The following is an 18779-nucleotide window of genomic DNA, read 5'->3' as shown; positions in this document are numbered from 1 at the left end:
CATGTCAGAGGCCATCAACGACAATGACGCGTACGTCCGTGAGGTTCATGACAAGGGTTTACAGTTCGATCTGCGGACGATGTCGCGCCGGCGCATGCTGACCGCCCTCGGCACCGCCGGCGTCCTGACCGCGGTCGGCGGCCGGATCCTCACCGACGCCGATCCGGCGGTGGCGGCCTGCGCGGCCGAGGTCGAGTCCGAGACCGCCGGGCCGTACCCCGCGGACGGCAGCAACGGACCTCAGATCCGTACGGTGGCCGGGGTGGTCCGCAGTGACATCCGATCGTCCTTCGGCGGGCCGACCGGGGTCGCGGGAGGCATCGGCCTGAATTTCTCGCTGACCGTGCTCAAGCTGAACTGCGCGCCGCTCGTCGGCGCCGCGGTCTACGCCTGGCACTGTGACCGCGAGGGCCGGTACTCGATGTATTCCAGCGGTGTCACCGGCCAGAACTACCTGCGCGGCATCCAAGCCACCGACGCCACCGGCCGGGTGAGCTTCACCAGCATCTATCCCGGCTGTTACGCGGGCCGGTGGCCGCACATCCACTTCGAGGTCTTCTCCTCGCTGGCGGCCGCGACCGGCGGCAGCGGCCCGATCGTCAAGACGTCGCAGATCGCGCTGCCCAAGGACGTCTCGTCGGCGGTCTACGCCACCACCGGGTACAGCCGGAGCGTCACCAACCTGAGCCGGATCACGCTGGCCGGTGACATGGTGTTCGGCGACGACCTGGCCGCCCGCGAGATGGCCACGGTCACCGGCAGCGTGAGTTCCGGGTACTCCGCGGCGCTGACCATCACGGTCAACGGCTGATCCGACCGGGGCACGCGCTACGGCAGGGTGGTGAGCATCTGCCGTAGCGCGCTGCCGCGGTTGTGCGCCGGCAGCCGGTACGTCTCAGGCGCCGGCGAGGTCAGCATGATGTCGGCGGCGTCTCCACGGGCATGGCGTCGAGCGGCGCGGCCGCCCGCAGGTGGAAGCCGGCCGCGCCGGCGTCGTGCAGGCGGATCTGGTCGGCGGGGTCCGGTGCGGCGAGGGCGTCGCGCGCCCACCGGCGCTCGAGTGCCACCGAGCGGGCCGTGGTCACCGCCACCCTCGACCGCGTGGTGGCCGGTGACGACGAACCGGTCCCGACAGGGCTGGGTGACGGGCAGGGTCGGGTGGCGGGCAGGGTCGGGTGACGGGCAGGGCCGGGTGACGGGCGGTTCGCGGCCCGGCTGCTGCTCCGCCTCCCCGGCCTGCCGCCGGCGTACGACACGTCGAGGAGGTCGGCGACGGTTTCGCGCCGGACGTCAGCTGAAGGCCTTCACCTCCAGCAGCCCGACCGAGCCGGCTCCGCTGGTCAGCGCCACCCGCAACCGGGTGGTGCTCACCGGGCCGAACGTCACCGCGTTGAACTGGTTGGCGGCGACCGGGTAGCCACTGGGCGACGGTACGTCCACGTAGGCGTTGCCGTTCCAGTACTGCAGGGTCCACGATGCCGGGACGCGGACGCCGCCGTTGTCGTCGAAGAAGTAGACCTGGGCCGAGGTCAGCGTCTGGGCCGTGGGCCAGGTGAGGTCCGCCCACTGGGTGCCCTGCTCGGGCCAGGTCCCCCAGCGCGGGTTGACCGTGTCGTTGGACGACGGTGGGTCGATGCCGTCGTTGAGCGCGGCGACACTTTCCCAGGCCGACGTGTACGAAGCCGTCGGCGTGGCACCGGCCGCGAGGTTGGTGACCGTCGTGGTGCCGCGGCGGTACAGCTTGAGTTCCGTCAGCCCGGTCTTGGCCGCGCCGGTGGGCTGGGTGAACTGGATCCGTAGCCGGGTCGTGCTGACCGGGCTGAACGACACCTTGTTGTAGTTGGACTGTGGCGTCCCCGGCGTCTTGACCTGGCTCGCCGCCGCCACCCACGCGGTGCCGTTCCAGTACTGCACGGTGTACGCCGTGGGCGGCCGGTACCGGTTGGTGGCCCGGTCGTTGCGGAAGTGGACGCGGGCCTCGTCGACGGTCTGGACCGGGCCGAGGTTCACCTCGTACCAGTCGGTGGTGTTCGGGGTGCCGTAGCTGCCCCAGATCGGTGCGTTGGTGGGCAGGCCGTCGACCGCGGCGGCCGTGGTGGTGCCCGCGGCGGTGTAGGACGCGGTCGTCGTGGCGCCCTGGGCGAGGTTCGGGGTGGTGGAGGTCAGGTCGACGCCGGCCTTGGCGAAGATGTCGACCATCCGGTCGCTGGTCTGGGTGACGTTCTGCGGGGCCTGCAGGCCGGTGAACGCCGCGGTGTACGTGGCCGTGCCGGTGCCGGACGGGAACGTGACCGCGCCGGTCGCCGGGTTGTAGACGAAGCGGGCCAACCGGTCCACGGTGGCCACCCGGGTGCCGTTGAGGTAGATGGAGTATCCCTGCGGCACCCCGGCGTACTTCGTGACGCCGTCGGCCGGGTCGTCCCAGACGACGGAGAGGTTCGTGTTGCGGTATCGCAGGTTGTTGACCGCGAAGCTGGGCCAGCCGATGTCGATGGGGGAGAGCTCGATCTGCGCGTCGGTGCGCGGCCGGAGCCCGGCGACGTCCTCGATGACGGTCCAGTTGCTGCTGCCGAGGATGTTGTGGTGGATCCAGGAGCGGTATTCGATGCCGGTGCCGTTGTAGTCGGCCCAGAACTCGTTGGCGTCGGGCCAGCGGGTGTCGCCGCCGACGTACTGCGCCCAGGTGTTCCAGTAGAGCAGCTTCTTGTAGTCCTCGGCGTTCATCCACTGGTTGGGGTAGTTGCGCAGCACCGACGAGTACAGCCGGAACTGCACGGTCGAGTTGATGGTGGAGAAGTTGTTGCTGCCCGGGAACCCGGCCGCCGCGGCGGCGGCCTTGTCACGCTGGTTCGCCGTGTAGAACGGGAAGATCGGGTATTCGGCCGGGTCGGCGAACAGGCGCAGGGCCTGCCGGTACTCCGCGGTGTCCGGCATCAGGCCCACGGCGTACGGGTAGTAGTTGTTGATCTCCTTCCACGGCACATGGGTGTTCGTGGCGACGTGCTTGTGTTCGAGCAGTTGCCGGTCCGGGTTCCACAGCGTGTTCACGACCCCGGTGCGGATGCGGTCGGCGAGTGTCTGCATCTCGGTGGCCTTGGCCGTGTTGCCGAGCAGGGTGTACGCGTCGCGGGCGGCGTTGGTGCCGGACCACACGTAGGCCGTCTCCGCCCGGTCGAGTTTGCCGGCCCGCCAGTCGAACGACACCGCGTCGGCGTCGTTGCCGGTCAGCGCGCCCCAGTCGTACTCGATGACGCCGTTGTTGTTGGAATCGTAGGTGGCGAGCTGTCCCTTGGCGTCACCCTCGGCGTAGCGGGCGAAGTTCTGCAGCATCGCCGGCTGCCCACCGTGGATCTGATAGGCGCGCCAGGCCGCCTCGGCGATGTACTGCGTGTACGAGTTGGACCAGTTCTCCGGGTCGCCGGGGTTGTCCATGAAGCGGCCGCCGCCGGAGGACTGCCCGACCGCGAGATACGGCCCGTACGAGTATTCCGGGTTGCGCAGGTATTTCAGGTCGTCGATGTGCATCGGCTGGGTCAGCGCGATCGCGTTGTTGTACCCGGTGGCACCCTCGACCGACTGCGGGAACTGGAAGTCCTGCCCGGGGATGTCGACGTCGAGATAGTTGAAGCGCATCAGCCACCAGCGGTAGTAGATGTTCTTCTTGATCGCCGCGTCGGGCACGTCGATGTACGGCACGTTCTGCGCCCACCACCGGTTGTACTCCCGCACGTGGGTGGCGAACGCGGCGGCCGGGGCGTACCCCCGGTAGGCGGTGTACTCGGTCAGCGACTGCGGGATCTCCGTCGTCACGAAACCGAGCTGCACCTTCGTCGTCACCGAGGCGCCCGCCGCGACCGTGACCGACCGGGTCAACGCTCCACCGGCGGCGGCGAAACCGTCACCGGAGAAGCGCGGATAGATCGTGGTGAGGTTGTTCTTGACGGCCCGGGTTCCGGTGAGCTCGGTGCCACTGCCGGTCGCGGCGTACGGCGACACCGCCCGCAACTGCACGGTGGCCGCCGCCGTGCCGGTGTTGACGACCGCGAGGTTCGTGACGAGCACGTTGTTGTGGGTGATGAACTTGGTGACCTCGAGCCGGATCGCGCCGCTGGTGTGCACGCTGCGCCAGTTGCTGGGCGACTGCACGCGCTGCGCCGGCTGTTCGGTGAACGTGCCGGGGGAGGCGGTCACCGCGTACGCGTTCTCGCTGCTGAGGTTGTCCCAGTAGGCCGCGTTGCCGCCGAAGCCGATGACCGCGGGGTTGTGGGTGTACATGAACGCGCCCCGGCCGCGGGTCATGAGCAGGGTGCCGGCCGGGTCGTTGCCCGTACGCGAGAGCAGCCGGTCCATCCAGAAGTCGGTGCCGGAACTCTCCGCGTCGTAGATGGCCTGCATGGTGTCGCCGGTGGAGTAGCCGACCGGCGGTGCCGCGATGGTGCCACCGGTGAACGTGGGATAACCGATGGGCTGGGCGGCGTGCGCGGCGGCCGGCACCGTCAGGTTCACGAGGACGGCGGCCAGGGTGAACGCCAGGACCTTTCTCATGCCTGGTACGCCTTCCACTCGAGCACGCCGGTGGAGAGCCCGGTCCGCGACGTGATGGACAGTCGCAGCCGGGTGGTGCTGACCGGGCCGAACGTCGTCACGTTCTCGGTGTTGCCGGCCACCCCGCAGGACGACTGATTCGGTACGGGCACATAGGCGCTGCCGTTCCAGTACTGCACCTGACACGAGGCGGGCAGGTCGATGCCCTGGTCGTCGTCGAACCAGTAGGTGGCGGTCCGGCTGATCGACCGAGCCGTGGGCCACGTGTACTCGACCCACTGGGTGCCCTGCTGCGGCCAGTTGCCGTAGGCGAGGTTCGAGCGGTCGGCCGAGTTCGCCGGGACGCCCCCGTTGTTGATCGCGGCGAGGGATTCCCACGAGGAGACGTACGAGGTGGAGGCCGTCGCGGACGTCGCGAGGTTGCCGTCGCCACCGCCGGTCGTCGGGGTGACCCGCTGGATCGTCCCGTCGGCGTTGAAGAACAGCTTGTCCACGGCGACCGAGCGCCGGAAGGTGCCGCCGCCGGGGGCGTCCGCGGTGTGGTAGACGAGGTACGACTGGCCGTTGAAGTCGACGATGCCCGCGTGGTTCGTGGTCGACGACACCTGGCCGAGGACGATGCCGCGCTGGGTCCACGGCCCGAGCGGGTTCGTCGCGGTCGCGTAGCGCTGGCAGGCGTAGGCGGAATCGGTGACGCAGCCGTTCGTGTCGTTCGCGGCGTACATCAGGTAGTAGAGGCCGCTGCGCTTGAACATCCAGGGGGCCTCCCAGTAGTTCGTGAGGCCCTGCGGGGTGACGACCGCGCCGACGGTGTCGATCATGTTGGCGGCGAGCTTCACCGCGCGCGGTGACCAGTAACCGCCCCAGTACAGGTAGGCCTGGCCGTCGTCGTCGACGAACACGGTCGGGTCGATGTTGAGCCCCGCGGAGTTCGCGGTGCTGTCGCTGATCAGCGGCCCGCCCTTGGCGTCGGTGAACGGCCCGAGCGGGCTGTCGCCGACCGCGACGCCGATGTTCATCCAGCCGGGCCCGTTGCCGTTGACCGAGGTGTACCAGTAGTAGCGGCCGTTGCGGGGCTCGACCTCACCGGCCCACGCGTCCGCCCCCGCCCAGCCGAACGTCGCGATGGTCGCCTTGGCGCCGTTGTCGGTCCAGGTCGCCGCGTCGGTGGAAGACAGGACGTGCCACTCGCGCATCAGGAAGTTGCTGCTGCCGGTGGGGGCCTCGTCCCGCCCGGCGTAGATGTACATGGTGTTGCCGACGACCAGGGGAGCCGGGTCGGCGGTGTAGATGGCGGTGATGATCGGGTTGGCGGCGTGGGCCGGGGTGGCGAGCGCGGCGATCGCGGTCGTCACCACGGCCGCGGCGGCCAGCACCTTTCTTCCTGACATCCGTACCTCCATTGTGCAGTGACGAGGGTCACTCGATCGCCAGCGTTCCGTACGAAAACGTTTTCGGCAAGATGTTCGTCAGGTTACGGAAATGAGTCATGTGGACACTGCTCCGCTGCTGATACCGTCCGTTATCCCGGAAATCCGGCAACGAAAGGTTTTCGATGGGGCGTCGCAGATCGCAGGCGGTCACCCTCGCCGACGTGGCCAGGCTGGCCGGGGTCTCGGTCGCCACCGCGTCGAAGGCCATCAATGCCCGCGCCCAGGTGGCCGAGGCGACCCGCCAGCGCGTCCTGCTCGCCGCCAGTGAGCTGTCGTTCCGGCCGAACGCGCTCGCCCGCGGCCTGATCTCCGGCCGCACCCGGACCATCGGGCTGCTCACCGACGAGCTCGGCGGGCGCTTCTCCATCCCGGTCCTGCTCGGCGCCGAGAACGCGCTGGGCAACGAGCGGATGTCGGTGCTGCTCTGCGACGCCCGCGGCGACGCGATCCGGCGCCGGCACTACGTGAACACGCTGCTCGCCCAGCAGGTCGACGGGTTCATCGTGGTCGGCGACCGCAACGACGTGCGCCCGTCGCTGACCCGCGACATCCCGGTCCCGGTCGTCTACGTGTACGCCGAGTCCGACGACCCGGCCGACGTGTCGCTGGTCGCCGACGACGCGGGTGGGGCACGGCTGGCGGCCGAGCACCTGATCGCGCTCGGCCGGCGCCGCATCGCGCACGTCACCGGCCCGCACGGCTACCGCGCGGCCCGTGACCGGGTCACCGGGCTGCGCGCGGTGCTGGCCGAGCACGGCCTCGCCCTGTCCGGCGGCGAGCCGCTGTACGGCGAGTGGTCGCAGCGCTGGGGCCGGCACGCCGCGCACCTGCTGGTCGCCGCCGACCCGGGTCTCGACGCGATCTTCTGCGGCAACGACCAGATCGCCGCCGGGGTGGCCCAGAGCCTGCGCGACCTGGGTCGCTCCGTGCCCGGCGACGTCGCCGTCGTCGGTTACGACAACTGGCTGGAGCTCGCCGCCGACTGCCGGCCGCCGCTGACCACCATCGACCTCAACCTCGAACAGCTCGGCGCCGCCGCGGTCGCCCACCTGTCCGCGGCCCTCGACGGCCGGCCGTCGAGCGGACTTTTCCGGCAGCCGTGCCGCCTGATCGTCCGGGAATCGACAATAATCACTGGATGACCGTGCTGCGCAGTGACGAGTGGTACGCAGGACAGGACCGCAACGCCTACATCCACCGCGCCTGGATGCGCCGGGGCCTGCCCGACTCGGCGTTCGCCGGCCGGCCCCAGATCGCGATCGCGAACACCGCCTCCGACCTCACGCCCTGCAACAGCCACCTGGACGAGGTCGCCGAGCACGTCAAACGCGGCGTGTGGGAGGCCGGCGGGGTGCCGCTCAACCTGCCCGTGGTGTCGCTGGGCGAGACGCAGGTCCGGCCGACCGCGATGCTCTGGCGCAACATGGCCGCGATGGCGATCGAGGAGATGCTGCGCGCCAACCCGATCGACGGCGTCGTGCTGCTCGGCGGCTGCGACAAGACCATCCCGGCGCTGCTGATGGCCGCCGCCTCGGTGGACCTGCCCGCGGTGGTGCTGCCCGGCGGCCCGATGCTCACCGGCACGTTCCGGGGCACCCCGCTGGGCTGCGGCACCGACGTGTGGCGGCTCAGCGAGGAGGTTCGGGCGGGCACCCTCGGCGAGGCCGCGTTCCTCGACTCCGAGTCCTCGATGATCCGCAGCCGGGGCCACTGCAACACGATGGGCACCGCGTCCACGATGGGCCTGCTGGCCGAGGCGCTCGGCATGACCCTGCCGGGTACGGCCGGGATCCCGGCCGCGGACAGCCGTCTGCTGGCCCGCTCGCACGCCACCGGCCGGCTCGCCGTGGAGATGGTCGCCGCCGGCCGCCGGCCCAGCACGGTGCTCACCGCGGCGTCGTTCCACAACGCGATCGTCACCCTGGCGGCCCTCGGCGGCTCCACCAACGCCGTCGTGCACCTGCTGGCGATCGCCGGCCGGCTCGGCGTGCCGCTCACGCTGGACGACTTCGACCGGATCGGGGCCGGCGTGCCACTGCTGGTCAACCTGCAGCCGGCCGGGAAGTACCTCATGGAGGACCTGTACCGGGCCGGTGGCCTGCACGCGGTGCTGCGCGAGGTCGCGGACCTGCTCGACCCCACCGCGCCGACAGTGACCGGCACACCGCTGCTCGGGCACCTCGCGGACAGCCCGATCCTCGACACCGACGTGATCCGCCCGCGGACCGGCCCGCTGCTGCCGGACGCGGGTATCGCCGTGCTGCGCGGCAACCTGGCCCCGGCCGGCGCGATCATCAAACCGGCCGCGGCCAGCCCGCACCTGCTGCGGCACCGCGGCCGGGCGGTCGTGTTCGACTCGGTCGAGGACCTGCACGCCCGCCTCGACGACCCGGACCTCGACGTGGACGCCGACTCCGTCCTGGTCCTGCGCGGCTGCGGCCCCCGCGGCTACCCGGGCATGCCCGAGGTCGCGAACATGCCGCTCCCGGCCAAACTGCTCCAGCAGGGGGTACGCGACATGGTGCGCGTCTGCGACGGCCGGATGAGTGGCACGGCGTACGGAACGGTGGTCCTGCACGTCGCCCCGGAAGCCGCCGCGGGCGGTCCGCTCGACCGGATCCGCACCGGCGACATCATCGTCCTGGACGTCCCGGCCCGCACGATCTCGGTCGACGTCCCCGACGACGAGCTGGCGGCCCGGGCCCCGTCGGCGGTGCTGACCGACGCGTTCGCCCGCCCGGCCCGGGGCTGGACCAAGCTCTACGTCGACACCGTCCTCGGCGCGGACACCGGCGCCGACCTGGACTTCCTGCTCGGCTCCAGCGGCGACCGGGTGGCCCGCGAATCCCACTGAACCGCTGCGGGGGTACACGTTCCACCCCTACAAGCTCGGCCTGCCGGATCCGCTCCCGGACCGCTTGCATAGGGGCATGCGAGCAACCCTCATGTACGGCGCCGGCGACGTCCGCGTCGAGAACGTCCCCGACTCCGCCCTCGAACTGCCGACCGACGCCCTGGTCCGGGTCAGCGCCTCCTGCATCTGCGGGTCGGACCTGTGGCCGTACGCGTCCATGGCGCCCGGCGGCACCCCGGCGCGGATGGGCCACGAGTTCGTCGGGATCGTCGAGGAGACCGGGTCCGAGGTCACCTCGGTGCGCAAGGGCGACCTGGTCATCGCCCCGTGGCTGATCTCGGACGGCACCTGCGAGTTCTGCCGGGAGGGCCGGTACTCCTGCTGCGTGCACGTCGGGATGTGGGACCTCCTGCCCGGCGAGGGCGGCCAGGCCGAGGCGGTGCGGGTGCCGTTCGCCGATGGGACGCTGGTCAAGGTCCCGGGCGGGGCTGACCCGTCACTGCTGCCGTCACTGCTCACGCTCTCCGACGTGTTCGGCACCGGTCACCACGCCGCGGTGGCCGGCGGTGTCACGCCCGGCAGCACCGTCGCGGTGATCGGGGACGGGGCGGTCGGGCTGCTGGCGGCGCTGGCGGCCAAGCGGCTCGGCGCGGAGCGGATCGTGCTCATGGGCCGGCACCGGGCGCGTACCGATCTCGGCCGGGAGTTCGGCGTCACCGACGTGGTCGCCGCCCGCGGCCCGGACGGCATCGAGCAGGTGCGCGCCCTCACCGGTGGGCACGGCGCCCCGGTGGTCATCGAGGCGGTCGGCACCCGGGACGCGTACGACCAGGCCGTCGGCGTGGTCCGGGGCGGCGGCACGATCAGCCGGGTCGGCGTCCCGCAGTACGAGGACGCCCCGGTCGGCCTCGGCAGCCTGTTCTTCCGCAACATCACGCTCACCGGCGGGGCGGCACCCACCCGCGCCTACATCGGCGAGCTCCTGCCCGGGGTCCTGGACGGCACGCTGCAACCGGGGAAGGTGTTCGACGCCGTCACAGACCTGGACGGGGTGCCCGGCGGTTACCGGGACATGGCCGCCCGGACCAGCCTCAAGGTGCTCGTGACCTCGTAACAGGGGTAGAAACTCGACCCCCTCGGCCGGGATCCGGCGGCGTACCGTGGCGTCGTGAGCAACAGTGACAACCGGGCGGATGTGCGTGATTTCCTGGCCAGCCGCCGGGCCCGGCTGAGCCCGGCCCAGGTCGGGCTCCCGCCCGGCGGCCGGCGCCGGGTGCCCGGGCTGCGCCGCGAGGAGGTCGCGGTCCTGGCCGGGGTCAGCACCGAGTGGTACACCCGGCTGGAGAAGGGCCACATCGCCGGCGTCTCCGAGGACGTGCTGTACGCCGTCGCCCGCACGCTGCGGCTCGACGACGAGGAACGGACGTACCTGTTCGACCTGGCCCGGGCCGCGCGCCCGGCCGGGTGCGCCCCGGCCCGCCGGCGCGCGACGGAGCTGCCCCGCGAGGTCCAGTGGATGCTCGACGCGATGACGATGTCCGCCGCGATCGTCACGAACGGGCGCTGGGACGTGGTGGCGAGCAACGCGCTCGGCCGGGCGTTGTACTCGCCCGCGTTCACCGCCGGCAACCCCAACCTGGCCCGCTACCACTTCCTCGACCCCGGGGCCCGCGACTTCTACGCCGACTGGGACACCGCGGCCGGCATCGTGGTCGCCCTGCTGCGCACCGAGGCCGGCCGCCACCCCTGCGACCGGGACCTGCGCGACCTCGTCGGTGAGCTCTCCACCGTGAGCCCGGAGTTCCGCACCCGGTGGGCCACCCACGACATCCTGCTGCACAACCGGGGAGCCAAGACGTTCCAGCACCCGGACGCCGGCCCGATCGAGCTGGCCTACGCGTCGCTGGAGCTGCCCGGCCCGGCCGACGCGGGCCACCTGCTGACCGTCTACACCGCGGAGCCCGGCTCCCGGGCCCAGGAGAAACTGGCGTTCCTGGCCAGCTGGACGGCAGACGTTCTCAGTGCCCGGCCCCGGCGACATCGTGCACGTCGTGCAGGCCGACCCGGCGGTTGACCGCGGCGCCGGCCCGGGCCGCCCAGGTGCGCGGCACGAGACGGCCGATCCACGTGGTCACCCGGTTGAGGGGACGACCCGGGTACGAGGCCGCGCGGCCCCGGGCGAAGTCGTCGAGCGTCCGGGCGGCGACGCTGCGCGGGGTGTCGGTGAACCGCGGGTCCATCGTCGCCGTGGTGCCGTCGAAGAAACCGGTGGCGGTCGCGCCCGGGTGTGCCGCCATGACCCGGACCCCGGTGCCGCGCAACTCCTCGGCGAGGGCCTCGCTGAAGGAGAGCACGAACGCCTTCGTCGCGGCGTAACTCGCCTGATAGGCCAGCGGCTGGAACGCGGCGGTCGACGCGACGTTGATGACGCCGCCGGCTCCGCGGGCCACCATGTCCGCGCCCAGGAGATGGGTGAGCGCCATGAGACCGCTCACGTTCAGGTCGACCGACGCCTGCTGTGCGGCCAGCGGCCGGGTGAGGAACGAGCCGGCGGTGCCCATGCCCGCGTTGTTGAGCAGCACGTCGACGGTGATCCCGCGCTCGCGCAGCCGGGTGGTGACGTGCTCGGGTCCCTGGCGGCTGCCCAGGTCGGCGGCGATCACCTCGACCTCGGTCCGGTGCCGGTCGCGCAGCTCGGTGGCGAGGGCTTCGAGAGCCTCGGTGGACCGGGCGACGAGGACGAGGCGGGCTCCCCGGTGGGCGAGTTCGCGCGCGTACGCCGTACCGAGTCCCTTCGAAGCGCCGGTGACGAGGACGGTGGTGCCGCGGTATCCGTACATGCGGAACGCTCTTTTCTTTCGAGTCTCGAAGTTATTGGAGGCTAGCATAAACTTCGAGACTCGAAAGGTTTGTAGGCTGATGGCATGACAGCGTCACGGCTCACCGCGGTGGTCGCCGCCCATCACGAGATCTCAATGCTGGCCGGCGACCGGATCGCCCCCGTGCTGGCCGGGCACCGCTTGACGCCCGCGACCGCCCAGGCGCTGTGGGCGATCGACCCGGCCGAGGCGCCGCCGTCGATGAAGACGATGACCGAGCGGCTCTACTGCAACGCCCCGAACCTCACGTTCATCACCAACCAGCTCATCGACCGCGGCCTGGTGGAGCGCGGCGCGGATCCGTCCGACCGGCGGACCCGGGTGCTGATCCTGACCGAACGCGGTCGCAGGGTGCGCGCCGAGGTGCTCCACGCGATGCTCGAGCAGACCCCGTTCGCGGCACTGTCCGATGCGGATCTCAAGTTGCTGGAAGCGCTGCTGGCAAAGGCTCTGGGCGCCCGCCGATGACGGCGATCCGGGTGCCGCACGCCCGGGATGGCGCGGCCGTCATCGTCGTGCCGGCGCGGCCAGGCGGCGGGCGGCCTCGACGACGAAGGCCCGGCGCCGGGCCCGTTCGGCGAGGTCGTCTCCGCCGGCCCCGGTGATCATTTCGGCGAGCTGCGGGACGGTCTGCCACCAGGCCGCCAGCGCGATCAGGGCGAAGACCAGGTGGGCCGGGTCGAGGCCGCCGTCGAGCAGGCCGTCGCGCTGGGCCCGGGCGAAGCGTTCGACCTTGTCGCGGTAGCGCGCCGAGCGCTGGGCCGCCCGGGCCGCCGGGCCTCGGGTCAGGCCCTCCCACTGCAGCAGCCGGCCCAGCTCGGGGTGGGCCGCGTGGTAGTCGTAGGTCGCCCCGGCGAAGTCGCCGATGTCGTCGAGGCCGGTGCCGGTGACGGCCACCGCCGAGGCGAGCCGGTCGAGCTCGTCGGAGAGCACCACCTCCCAGAGCGCGTTCTTGTCGCCGTAGTAGCTGTAGAGGCGCTCCTTGTTGATGCCCGCGCGGGTGGCGATGCGCGTCATCGTCGTCCCGTCGAGGCCGCGCTCGGCGAACTCGGCCGTGGCGGCCTCCTTGAGGCGGCGCCGTGTTCCCTCGGTGTCCCAGGCCATCGGCCCACGATAGGCGATTCCAACGCGAGCGTTGCGGTTCCGCTATCTCCAACGCTACCGTTGGAGATGACGAAGGAGGCACCATGCACGTACTTGTCACCGGCGCGAACAGCGGTATCGGCAAGGAGATCACCCGGCAGCTCGTCACCGCGGGCCACACCGTCTGGGCCGCGGCCCGCGACCCGGAGCGCGGCCGGGCCGCGGCCGCCGAGACCGGGGCCCGGCCGCTCGTGCTCGACGTGACCGACGAGCGGTCCATCGCCGCGGCCGTCGAGCGGGTCGCCGAGCTGGACGTGCTCGTCAACAACGCGGGGATCGGCGACCGCGGTGAGCAGCCCGCCGACCTGGACACGGACACCCTGCGCCGGGTCTACGAGACGAACGTGTTCGGCGTCGTCGCGGTCACCAACGCGTTCCTGCCCACCCTGCGCCGGTCGGCCCGGCCCCGGATCGTCAACATCTCCAGCGGCACGGGCTCGCTGGGCTGGAGCACCGGCCCCAACCCGCAGTTCGACCATCGGACCGGGGGTGCCGCCGCGGCATACCGTTCCTCGAAGACGGCGTTGAACGCGCTCACCGTCCATTACGGTCAGATGCTCGCCGCCGAGGGTTTCAAGGTCAATGCGCTGGCGCCCGGCCTGCGCGCCACGAACCTGAACGCCCGCGCCGCCGAGCTCGGCGGAGTCCCCGGTGAGGCGGCCGCCGCAGCCGTACGGCTCGCGCAGCTCGCGCCGGACGGGCCGACCGCCGGTTTCTTCTCCTGGGACGGCACCGTCGCACCCTGGTGACCCGCGGGGCTGCGCCCGGTGGCCGGTCGGTGTCATGCTCGACCGAGGACACCGAGGCTCGGGAGGTCTCTCGTGACGGGCATGGAACTCCAGACGGTGATCGAGTCCGCGGCGCTCGCGCTGGCCGCCGCGGCCGGCACCAGCGCGTGGGCCGACGCCCGCAAAGGCGTGGTGGCGTTGTTCGGCCGGTTCGGCCGCGACCCGCAGCAGCAGCTCGACGCCGATGCCGGGATCATCGCCGAGGCGGTCGGGACGCAGGGCGAGGCGGCGGCCCGGGCGAAGGTGAGCCGGGCCTGGCAGGAGCGACTCACGGAGCTGGCGGCCGGGACGCCGGACGCGGCCGAGGGGATCCGGGCGCTGGGGGAGCGGATCACCGGGCCGAACGTCCAGCACATCACCGCCTCGGCGCCGAACGCCACCGCGCAGGGCGTGATGTTCGGCAGCATCGTCAACCACCAGGCGCCGCCCCCGCCGCGATGACGGAACAGCACGTCAGCGCGACCGGCGGATTCGCGTACGGCGTGGTCGGTGGCGATCTGCACACCGTGCCCGGAGGAGCGCCGCTCTACGTGCTGCGCGGATACACCGGCCCGGCGGCCGCCGACCCGGCCGGCCTGCGGGCAATGCCCAGCCGGATGCTGAACGCCGCCACGGAGGTGGTCACGTTCACCGGCCGGACCGACGAGCTCGAGGAGCTGCACACGTGGCTCACGACGGGCACCCGCTTCCGGGTCCGCTGGATGCACGCACCCGGCGGGCAGGGCAAGTCCCGGCTCGCCGCGCGTATCGCCGCGCAGGCCGCCGCCGCGGGCTGGAAGGTCCTGGTCGCCGACCAGGGCGCGGGCCCGGTCCTGGACCAGCCCGGCAGCCAGAACCTGGACGCCACGGGCAGCAGCGGCGTACTGCTGCTCGTGGACTACGCCGACCGCTGGCCGCAGACGACGCTGACCTGGATGTTCAGCAACGTGTTGCTGTACCGGCCCGGGGTGCCCACCCGGGTGCTGCTCGTCGCCCGTACGGACTGGGGCTGGCATGCCCTGCGCTCGTCGCTCGGCGACCCGGCGAAGGCGATCGACACGTCCGTACGCGAGTTGCCCCCGCTGGGTGACGGACGGGCCGAGCGGGAGCGCATGTTCGTGGCGGCCCGGGACAGTTTCGCCGCGGTGTACGGCGTCACCGACCCGGCCGGGATCGAGCCGCCGGCGGCGCTCGGGCACCCGGATTTTGCGTTGATCCTGACCCTGCACGTGGCGGCCCTGGTCGCGGTCGACGCCCGGGTGAACGGCCGGGCCGTCCCGGACGACCCGGCGGAACTGACCCGCTATCTGATCGACCGCGAGCGGGGCCACTGGGCGCAACTGTACGAGCGGGGCCGCCGGGACGGTCTCGACTTCCTGACCTCGCCGGGCGTGCTGGGCGGCGTGGTCTTCACCGCCGCCCTCACCGGCCCGCGGGACTGGGACGCCGGGGTCGCCGCGGTGCGGGCACCCGATCCGGAGCAGGTGCTGCGCGACCACACGAAGTGCTACCCACCGGCCGTCCCGGACCGCGCGACCGTGCTGGAGCCGCTGTATCCCGACCGGCTCGCCGAGGACTACCTGGCGCTCTGCCTCACCGGCGAGGGCACCGCCGAGCATCCGGCCCTGCTGGAGCGCGTGCTGTCGGCCGAGGACACCGTACGGGCGATGACGTTCCTCATCGCAGCGGCGGTGCGGTGGCCGGTTCTCGGGCCCCGGCACCTGTTCCCGCGGGTCCTCGCCCGGCCGCACCAGGTGCTGGACGCGGGCAGCGCGGCGGTTGCCACCCTGACCGCGGTCCCGGAGGTCGGCACGGACGTGCTCGAGGCGGTCGAGGCACTGCTGCCGCCCGGTCCGCACGTCGACCTCGACGTCGGCGCCGCGGCGCTGAGCACCACGCTCACCGCCCGGCGCCGGGAGACCGTCGCCGACCCGGTCGACCTGGCCCGCGTGCTGGTCGTGCACGCCGCGCGGCTCGCCAACGCCGGCCGGTTCGCCGAGAGCGCTGCGGTGGCCGACGAGGCCGGTCGGACCCTGTACCGGGCCGTCGAGGCCGGTGACCTCGATCAGGTGCCGCACCTGGCGAGCGCTCTGTCCGGGCTGTCGTTCTACCGGTCGCGGGGCGGCCGGCACGAGGAGGCGCTCGCCCCCGCCGAGGCCGCGGTCCGCCTGGGGCGGCAACTGGCCGGGGTCGCACCGGAGGTGTTCCAGCCGTTCCTCGCGGGCAGCCTGAGCATGCTCGGGACCGTCCTGTCGGACCTGGGCCGGCCGCAGGAGGCGGTCGCGCCGACCGGCGAGGCCGTCGTGATCTTCCACGGTCTCACCGGTGACCGGCACCGCCCCGATCTGGCCCGGGCGCTGACGAACCTGGGGAAGGTGCTGGCCGAGGTGGGCCGCCCCGTGGACGGGCGCGGGCCGGCGCAGGACGGCGTCCGGCTCAGCCGCGACCTGGCGGCCGCGGACCCGGCGGCCCACCTGCCCGATCTCGCCCTGGCACTGACGAACCTGGCCCGGCTGCTGCACCTGCTCGGCGACCACCCGGCGGCCCTCGCGGCGGCCGAGGAGGGCCGCGACCGCTACCGGGACCTGGCCGAGGGCAACCCCCGCACCTACCTGCCGCCCTACACCCGGGCGCTGCACAACGTCAGCGCCGTCCTCGCCGACCTGGGCCGCGACGAGGAAGGGCTGGCGCAGGCCGTCGAGGCGGTCGCGCTGCGGCGGGAGCTGGCCCGGGCGGACCCGGTCGCGCACCGGCCGGGCCTCGCGTCATCGCTGATCAGCGTGAGCGCGCTGCTCGCCGCGCTCGGCCGCCTCGAGGAGGCCCGGGCCCCGTCCGGTGAGGCCATGGACCTCATGAGCGAGCTCGCCGACACGAACACCGCCGCGTACGGCCCCCTGTACGCGCTGGCTCTGAACAACATGGGCTCGGTGCTGGCCCGGCTCGGCGACCAGGCGGCGGCCCTGGACCTCGCCACCCGGGCGCTGGAGCTGCGGCAGTGGCTGACCGAGCACGACACGGCCGCGTACCACCGGGCGGTCCTCGAGCTGGAGGCGTCCGGCCCGGCCGTTGCGATCGAGGCCGGACCCGGCGTGCCCCGCCCGCCGGCCGAGGCGGTGACCGCCCACCGGGCGAACCTGGGCATGTCGCTGTACAACGTCGGCTACCTGCTGTCGGAGACGGGCCGCCCCGAGGAGGCGCTGGTCAAGGTCGGCGACGCGCTCGACGCGTTCCGGCAGGCGGCCGTGCACAACCCCGGCGGGCAGGCGGCCCCACTGGCCCGGTCGTTGAACCTGGTCAGCATGCTGCTGTTCGACCAGGGCCGCCGCCCGGAGGCGATCGACCGGGCCCGGGAATGCGTCGCGGTGACCCGTGAGCTGGCCCTTGCCAACCCCGGGTCGTACCGGTCCCAGCTCGCCGTCGCACTGAACAACCTGAGCGGATGGTTGTGGAACGAGGGACAGCGCGACGAGGCCCTCGCTGCGGCGGAGGAGGCCCGCGACATCTACGCGGTGACACCCGAGCCGGACCCCGGTGATTACGCGATGCTGTGCGGCACGCTGGGCCGGATCCTCGCCGGACACGGCCGGGCACCGGAAGGTCTGCGGTATTCCGGCGAGGCGGTGGACCGCTTCCGGGTCCTCGCCGCGGACGACCCGCGGGAATACCGGGGGCAGTTCGCGATGTCCGTGAACAACCTCGCCAGCCAGGTCCACGACACCGACGTCCGCCGGGCTCGCGCCCTGGCCGACGAGGCCGTCACGGTGTACCGGCAGCTGGCCGATGAGGAACCCGGCCAGCTGCACCACCTCGCGATGGCACTGACCAACGCCGGCCGGGCGCGCTCCGGCCTGGGAGAGCACCGGACCGCCCTGCTGATCGCCCAGGAGGCGGCCACCATCATGCGGGGACTCGTCGCGGAGAACCCGGCGGCGCACCTGCCACAGTACGGCGTGACGCTGCACAACCTGGCCGGTGCGTTGAACAAGCTGGCCCGCTGGCCGGAAGCGTTCGCGGCGGTGTCCGAGGCGATCCGGGTCCGGCACGGCCTGACCGCCCAGAACCCGGAGGCCCACGCGCCGTCGCTGGCCAACTCCCTTTTCCTGTACGCGCTGACGGGAGCCGAGAGCCGCACCCGCCTGCCCGAGTCGAGAGCGGCCGCCCAGGAGTCCCTGCGCGTCTTCCGCCTCCTCGCCACCGCGTATCCGGCCGTGTTCGGCCCCCAGGTGGCCGAGGCGTCCCAGGTCGTCACCTACCTCGGTGGCCGTCCGTGACCAGGCTGCCGGCCGCGTTGCTACTGCTCGTCGTCCTCGTCGCCGGCTGCGCCCGGGCCGAGGACCGGGGCGGGCGCCCGATCGCCACCCCGCCGACGGCCTCGGTGTCGCCGCCGGTCACCTGCGGTCCGGCGGGACTCCGGATGGAACTCGGCGATGCCGACGCGGCGATGGGCCTGCGGGTGCTGGGCCTCACCCTGATCACCTGCGGCCATCGGCCGTACGAGGTGAACGGTCGCCCGTCCGTGCGAACGCTGGACGAGCACCGGTCCACCCTGGACATCACGATCCTGGACGGCGTCAGCGAGATCACCGGGGCGCTCGACACCATCGACGGCGCGCCCCGGCGTTTCACCCTGCGGCCGGGGGAGCAGGCCGTGGCGACGCTCGCCTGGCGTAACACCTACGACGACATCCGCGAGCCGCCGGTCACCGTCGCCACCATCGAGGTGGCACCGGCCGCGGGTGGGCCCGCCCAGCTGCTCACCCCGGACGGCGGCCTCGATCTCGGCAGCACCGGCAGACTCGGCGTCAGCGCCTGGCGCGTCACATCCGGGCGTACTGCTCAGCCAGGATCTTCTCGGTGACGTCGGCGCTCTGCGGCTCGGCGCTGTCGAGGAGCACGAACACCGTCACGTCGCCGGCGGGCGCCGCACTCGTGGTGGTGTTCGACCCTTCGACGGGCGTCCCGCCGACGAGGGACCGGGCCCCGGGGATCCCCGGCACCTCGTCGTCACGCAGGGCCTTGTCCCACATTTTGTTGAGGTCGAGGTTGTCCCTCATGTAGTGAGCGGCGTTCTCGTCGCCCTCGAACCTGATCAACCGGACGGTGATCTGCGACCCGTCCACCTGGAGCCAGCTGCGTTCGTAGCCCCTGGTGAACTTGT

General features: G+C 72.3%; 16 protein-coding genes. 10 read left to right on the top strand and 6 right to left on the bottom strand.

Annotated features, from left to right (window positions below; translation table 11 throughout):
• Position 1 precedes the first annotated feature (1 nt).
• Positions 2-811, top strand: coding sequence for an intradiol ring-cleavage dioxygenase (locus tag ACIA6A_RS35085; RefSeq protein ID WP_396102299.1), 810 nt, complete (start codon positions 2-4; stop codon positions 809-811).
• A gap of 100 nt (positions 812-911) precedes the next feature.
• Here ACIA6A_RS35085 and ACIA6A_RS35080 read toward each other — a convergent pair whose 3' ends face one another.
• From ACIA6A_RS35080 to ACIA6A_RS35070, 3 genes are all read right to left on the bottom strand, one after another.
• Positions 912-1085 carry a hypothetical protein gene (locus tag ACIA6A_RS35080; RefSeq protein WP_396102298.1) on the bottom strand — a complete coding sequence of 58 codons (174 nt, stop codon included), beginning with the start codon at positions 1083-1085 and terminating at the stop codon, positions 912-914.
• A 205-nt stretch (positions 1086-1290) separates the two neighbouring features.
• Positions 1291-4545 carry a discoidin domain-containing protein gene (locus tag ACIA6A_RS35075; protein WP_396102297.1) on the bottom strand — a complete coding sequence of 1085 codons (3255 nt, stop codon included), beginning with the start codon at positions 4543-4545 and terminating at the stop codon, positions 1291-1293.
• Positions 4542-5936 carry a family 43 glycosylhydrolase gene (locus ACIA6A_RS35070; RefSeq protein ID WP_396102296.1) on the bottom strand — a complete coding sequence of 465 codons (1395 nt, stop codon included), beginning with the start codon at positions 5934-5936 and terminating at the stop codon, positions 4542-4544. Before ACIA6A_RS35070 ends, ACIA6A_RS35075 begins: the two co-directional genes overlap by 4 nt.
• Positions 5937-6100: 164 nt before the next feature.
• On the opposite strand from ACIA6A_RS35070, the gene ACIA6A_RS35065 reads away from it, so the two are divergent.
• The 4 genes from ACIA6A_RS35065 (at position 6101) to ACIA6A_RS35050 (ending at position 10906) form a co-directional block, all read left to right on the top strand.
• Positions 6101-7120, top strand: a complete 1020-nt coding sequence (locus ACIA6A_RS35065; RefSeq protein ID WP_396102295.1) for a LacI family DNA-binding transcriptional regulator — start codon at positions 6101-6103, stop codon at positions 7118-7120.
• Positions 7117-8832, top strand: a complete 1716-nt coding sequence (locus ACIA6A_RS35060) for an IlvD/Edd family dehydratase (RefSeq protein ID WP_396102294.1) — start codon at positions 7117-7119, stop codon at positions 8830-8832. Before ACIA6A_RS35065 ends, ACIA6A_RS35060 begins: the two co-directional genes overlap by 4 nt.
• 76 nt (positions 8833-8908) lie before the next feature.
• Positions 8909-9946: an alcohol dehydrogenase catalytic domain-containing protein gene (locus ACIA6A_RS35055; RefSeq protein WP_396102293.1), complete on the top strand. Its 1038-nt coding sequence runs from the start codon at positions 8909-8911 to the stop codon at positions 9944-9946.
• A 54-nt stretch (positions 9947-10000) separates the two neighbouring features.
• Positions 10001-10906: a helix-turn-helix transcriptional regulator gene (locus tag ACIA6A_RS35050; RefSeq protein WP_396102292.1), complete on the top strand. Its 906-nt coding sequence runs from the start codon at positions 10001-10003 to the stop codon at positions 10904-10906.
• Here the strand turns inward: ACIA6A_RS35050 and ACIA6A_RS35045 are convergent.
• Positions 10851-11672, bottom strand: coding sequence for an SDR family NAD(P)-dependent oxidoreductase (locus ACIA6A_RS35045; protein WP_396102291.1), 822 nt, complete (start codon positions 11670-11672; stop codon positions 10851-10853). The two genes, ACIA6A_RS35050 and ACIA6A_RS35045, sit on opposite strands and share 56 nt — an antisense overlap.
• Before the next feature lie 84 nt (positions 11673-11756).
• On the opposite strand from ACIA6A_RS35045, the gene ACIA6A_RS35040 reads away from it, so the two are divergent.
• Complete coding sequence (locus ACIA6A_RS35040; RefSeq protein WP_396102290.1) at positions 11757-12179, top strand: MarR family winged helix-turn-helix transcriptional regulator; 423 nt, start codon at positions 11757-11759, stop codon at positions 12177-12179.
• Positions 12180-12218: 39 nt separating this feature from the next.
• On the opposite strand, the gene ACIA6A_RS35035 is transcribed toward ACIA6A_RS35040, so the two are convergent.
• Positions 12219-12815: a TetR family transcriptional regulator gene (locus ACIA6A_RS35035; protein ID WP_396102289.1), complete on the bottom strand. Its 597-nt coding sequence runs from the start codon at positions 12813-12815 to the stop codon at positions 12219-12221.
• An 83-nt stretch (positions 12816-12898) separates the two neighbouring features.
• On the opposite strand from ACIA6A_RS35035, the gene ACIA6A_RS35030 reads away from it, so the two are divergent.
• The 4 genes from ACIA6A_RS35030 (at position 12899) to ACIA6A_RS35015 (ending at position 18479) form a co-directional block, all read left to right on the top strand.
• Positions 12899-13603: an SDR family NAD(P)-dependent oxidoreductase gene (locus ACIA6A_RS35030; RefSeq protein WP_396102288.1), complete on the top strand. Its 705-nt coding sequence runs from the start codon at positions 12899-12901 to the stop codon at positions 13601-13603.
• An 81-nt stretch (positions 13604-13684) separates the two neighbouring features.
• Complete coding sequence (locus ACIA6A_RS35025; protein ID WP_396102287.1) at positions 13685-14083, top strand: hypothetical protein; 399 nt, start codon at positions 13685-13687, stop codon at positions 14081-14083.
• Positions 14080-17892: a tetratricopeptide repeat protein gene (locus tag ACIA6A_RS35020; protein ID WP_396102286.1), complete on the top strand. Its 3813-nt coding sequence runs from the start codon at positions 14080-14082 to the stop codon at positions 17890-17892. Before ACIA6A_RS35025 ends, ACIA6A_RS35020 begins: the two co-directional genes overlap by 4 nt.
• On the top strand, positions 17889-18479 hold the full coding sequence (locus ACIA6A_RS35015; RefSeq protein ID WP_396102285.1) for a DUF4232 domain-containing protein: 591 nt from the start codon (positions 17889-17891) through the stop codon (positions 18477-18479). Before ACIA6A_RS35020 ends, ACIA6A_RS35015 begins: the two co-directional genes overlap by 4 nt.
• Here the strand turns inward: ACIA6A_RS35015 and ACIA6A_RS35010 are convergent.
• Complete coding sequence (locus ACIA6A_RS35010; protein ID WP_396102284.1) at positions 18439-18741, bottom strand: hypothetical protein; 303 nt, start codon at positions 18739-18741, stop codon at positions 18439-18441. The genes ACIA6A_RS35015 and ACIA6A_RS35010 overlap by 41 nt on opposite strands.
• Positions 18742-18779: the final 38 nt, after the last annotated feature.

Source organism: Actinoplanes sp. NPDC051494, assembly GCF_044454705.1.
Taxonomy (GTDB): domain Bacteria; phylum Actinomycetota; class Actinomycetes; order Mycobacteriales; family Micromonosporaceae; genus Actinoplanes.
This window is presented reverse-complemented; position numbering and strand designations above follow the sequence as displayed.

Bases quoted from the DNA above. Each gene is read 5' to 3' on its own strand.
- ACIA6A_RS35085 (WP_396102299.1), top strand. From the start codon at position 2: ATGTCAGAGGCCATCAACGACAATGACGCGTACGTCCGTGAGGTTCAT.
- ACIA6A_RS35075 (WP_396102297.1), bottom strand. From the start codon at position 4,545: ATGAGAAAGGTCCTGGCGTTCACCCTGGCCGCCGTCCTCGTGAACCTG.
- ACIA6A_RS35070 (WP_396102296.1), bottom strand. From the start codon at position 5,936: ATGTCAGGAAGAAAGGTGCTGGCCGCCGCGGCCGTGGTGACGACCGCG.
- ACIA6A_RS35065 (WP_396102295.1), top strand. From the start codon at position 6,101: ATGGGGCGTCGCAGATCGCAGGCGGTCACCCTCGCCGACGTGGCCAGG.
- ACIA6A_RS35060 (WP_396102294.1), top strand. From the start codon at position 7,117: ATGACCGTGCTGCGCAGTGACGAGTGGTACGCAGGACAGGACCGCAAC.
- ACIA6A_RS35055 (WP_396102293.1), top strand. From the start codon at position 8,909: ATGCGAGCAACCCTCATGTACGGCGCCGGCGACGTCCGCGTCGAGAAC.
- ACIA6A_RS35045 (WP_396102291.1), bottom strand. From the start codon at position 11,672: ATGTACGGATACCGCGGCACCACCGTCCTCGTCACCGGCGCTTCGAAG.
- ACIA6A_RS35040 (WP_396102290.1), top strand. From the start codon at position 11,757: ATGACAGCGTCACGGCTCACCGCGGTGGTCGCCGCCCATCACGAGATC.
- ACIA6A_RS35035 (WP_396102289.1), bottom strand. From the start codon at position 12,815: ATGGCCTGGGACACCGAGGGAACACGGCGCCGCCTCAAGGAGGCCGCC.
- ACIA6A_RS35030 (WP_396102288.1), top strand. From the start codon at position 12,899: ATGCACGTACTTGTCACCGGCGCGAACAGCGGTATCGGCAAGGAGATC.
- ACIA6A_RS35025 (WP_396102287.1), top strand. From the start codon at position 13,685: ATGGAACTCCAGACGGTGATCGAGTCCGCGGCGCTCGCGCTGGCCGCC.
- ACIA6A_RS35020 (WP_396102286.1), top strand. From the start codon at position 14,080: ATGACGGAACAGCACGTCAGCGCGACCGGCGGATTCGCGTACGGCGTG.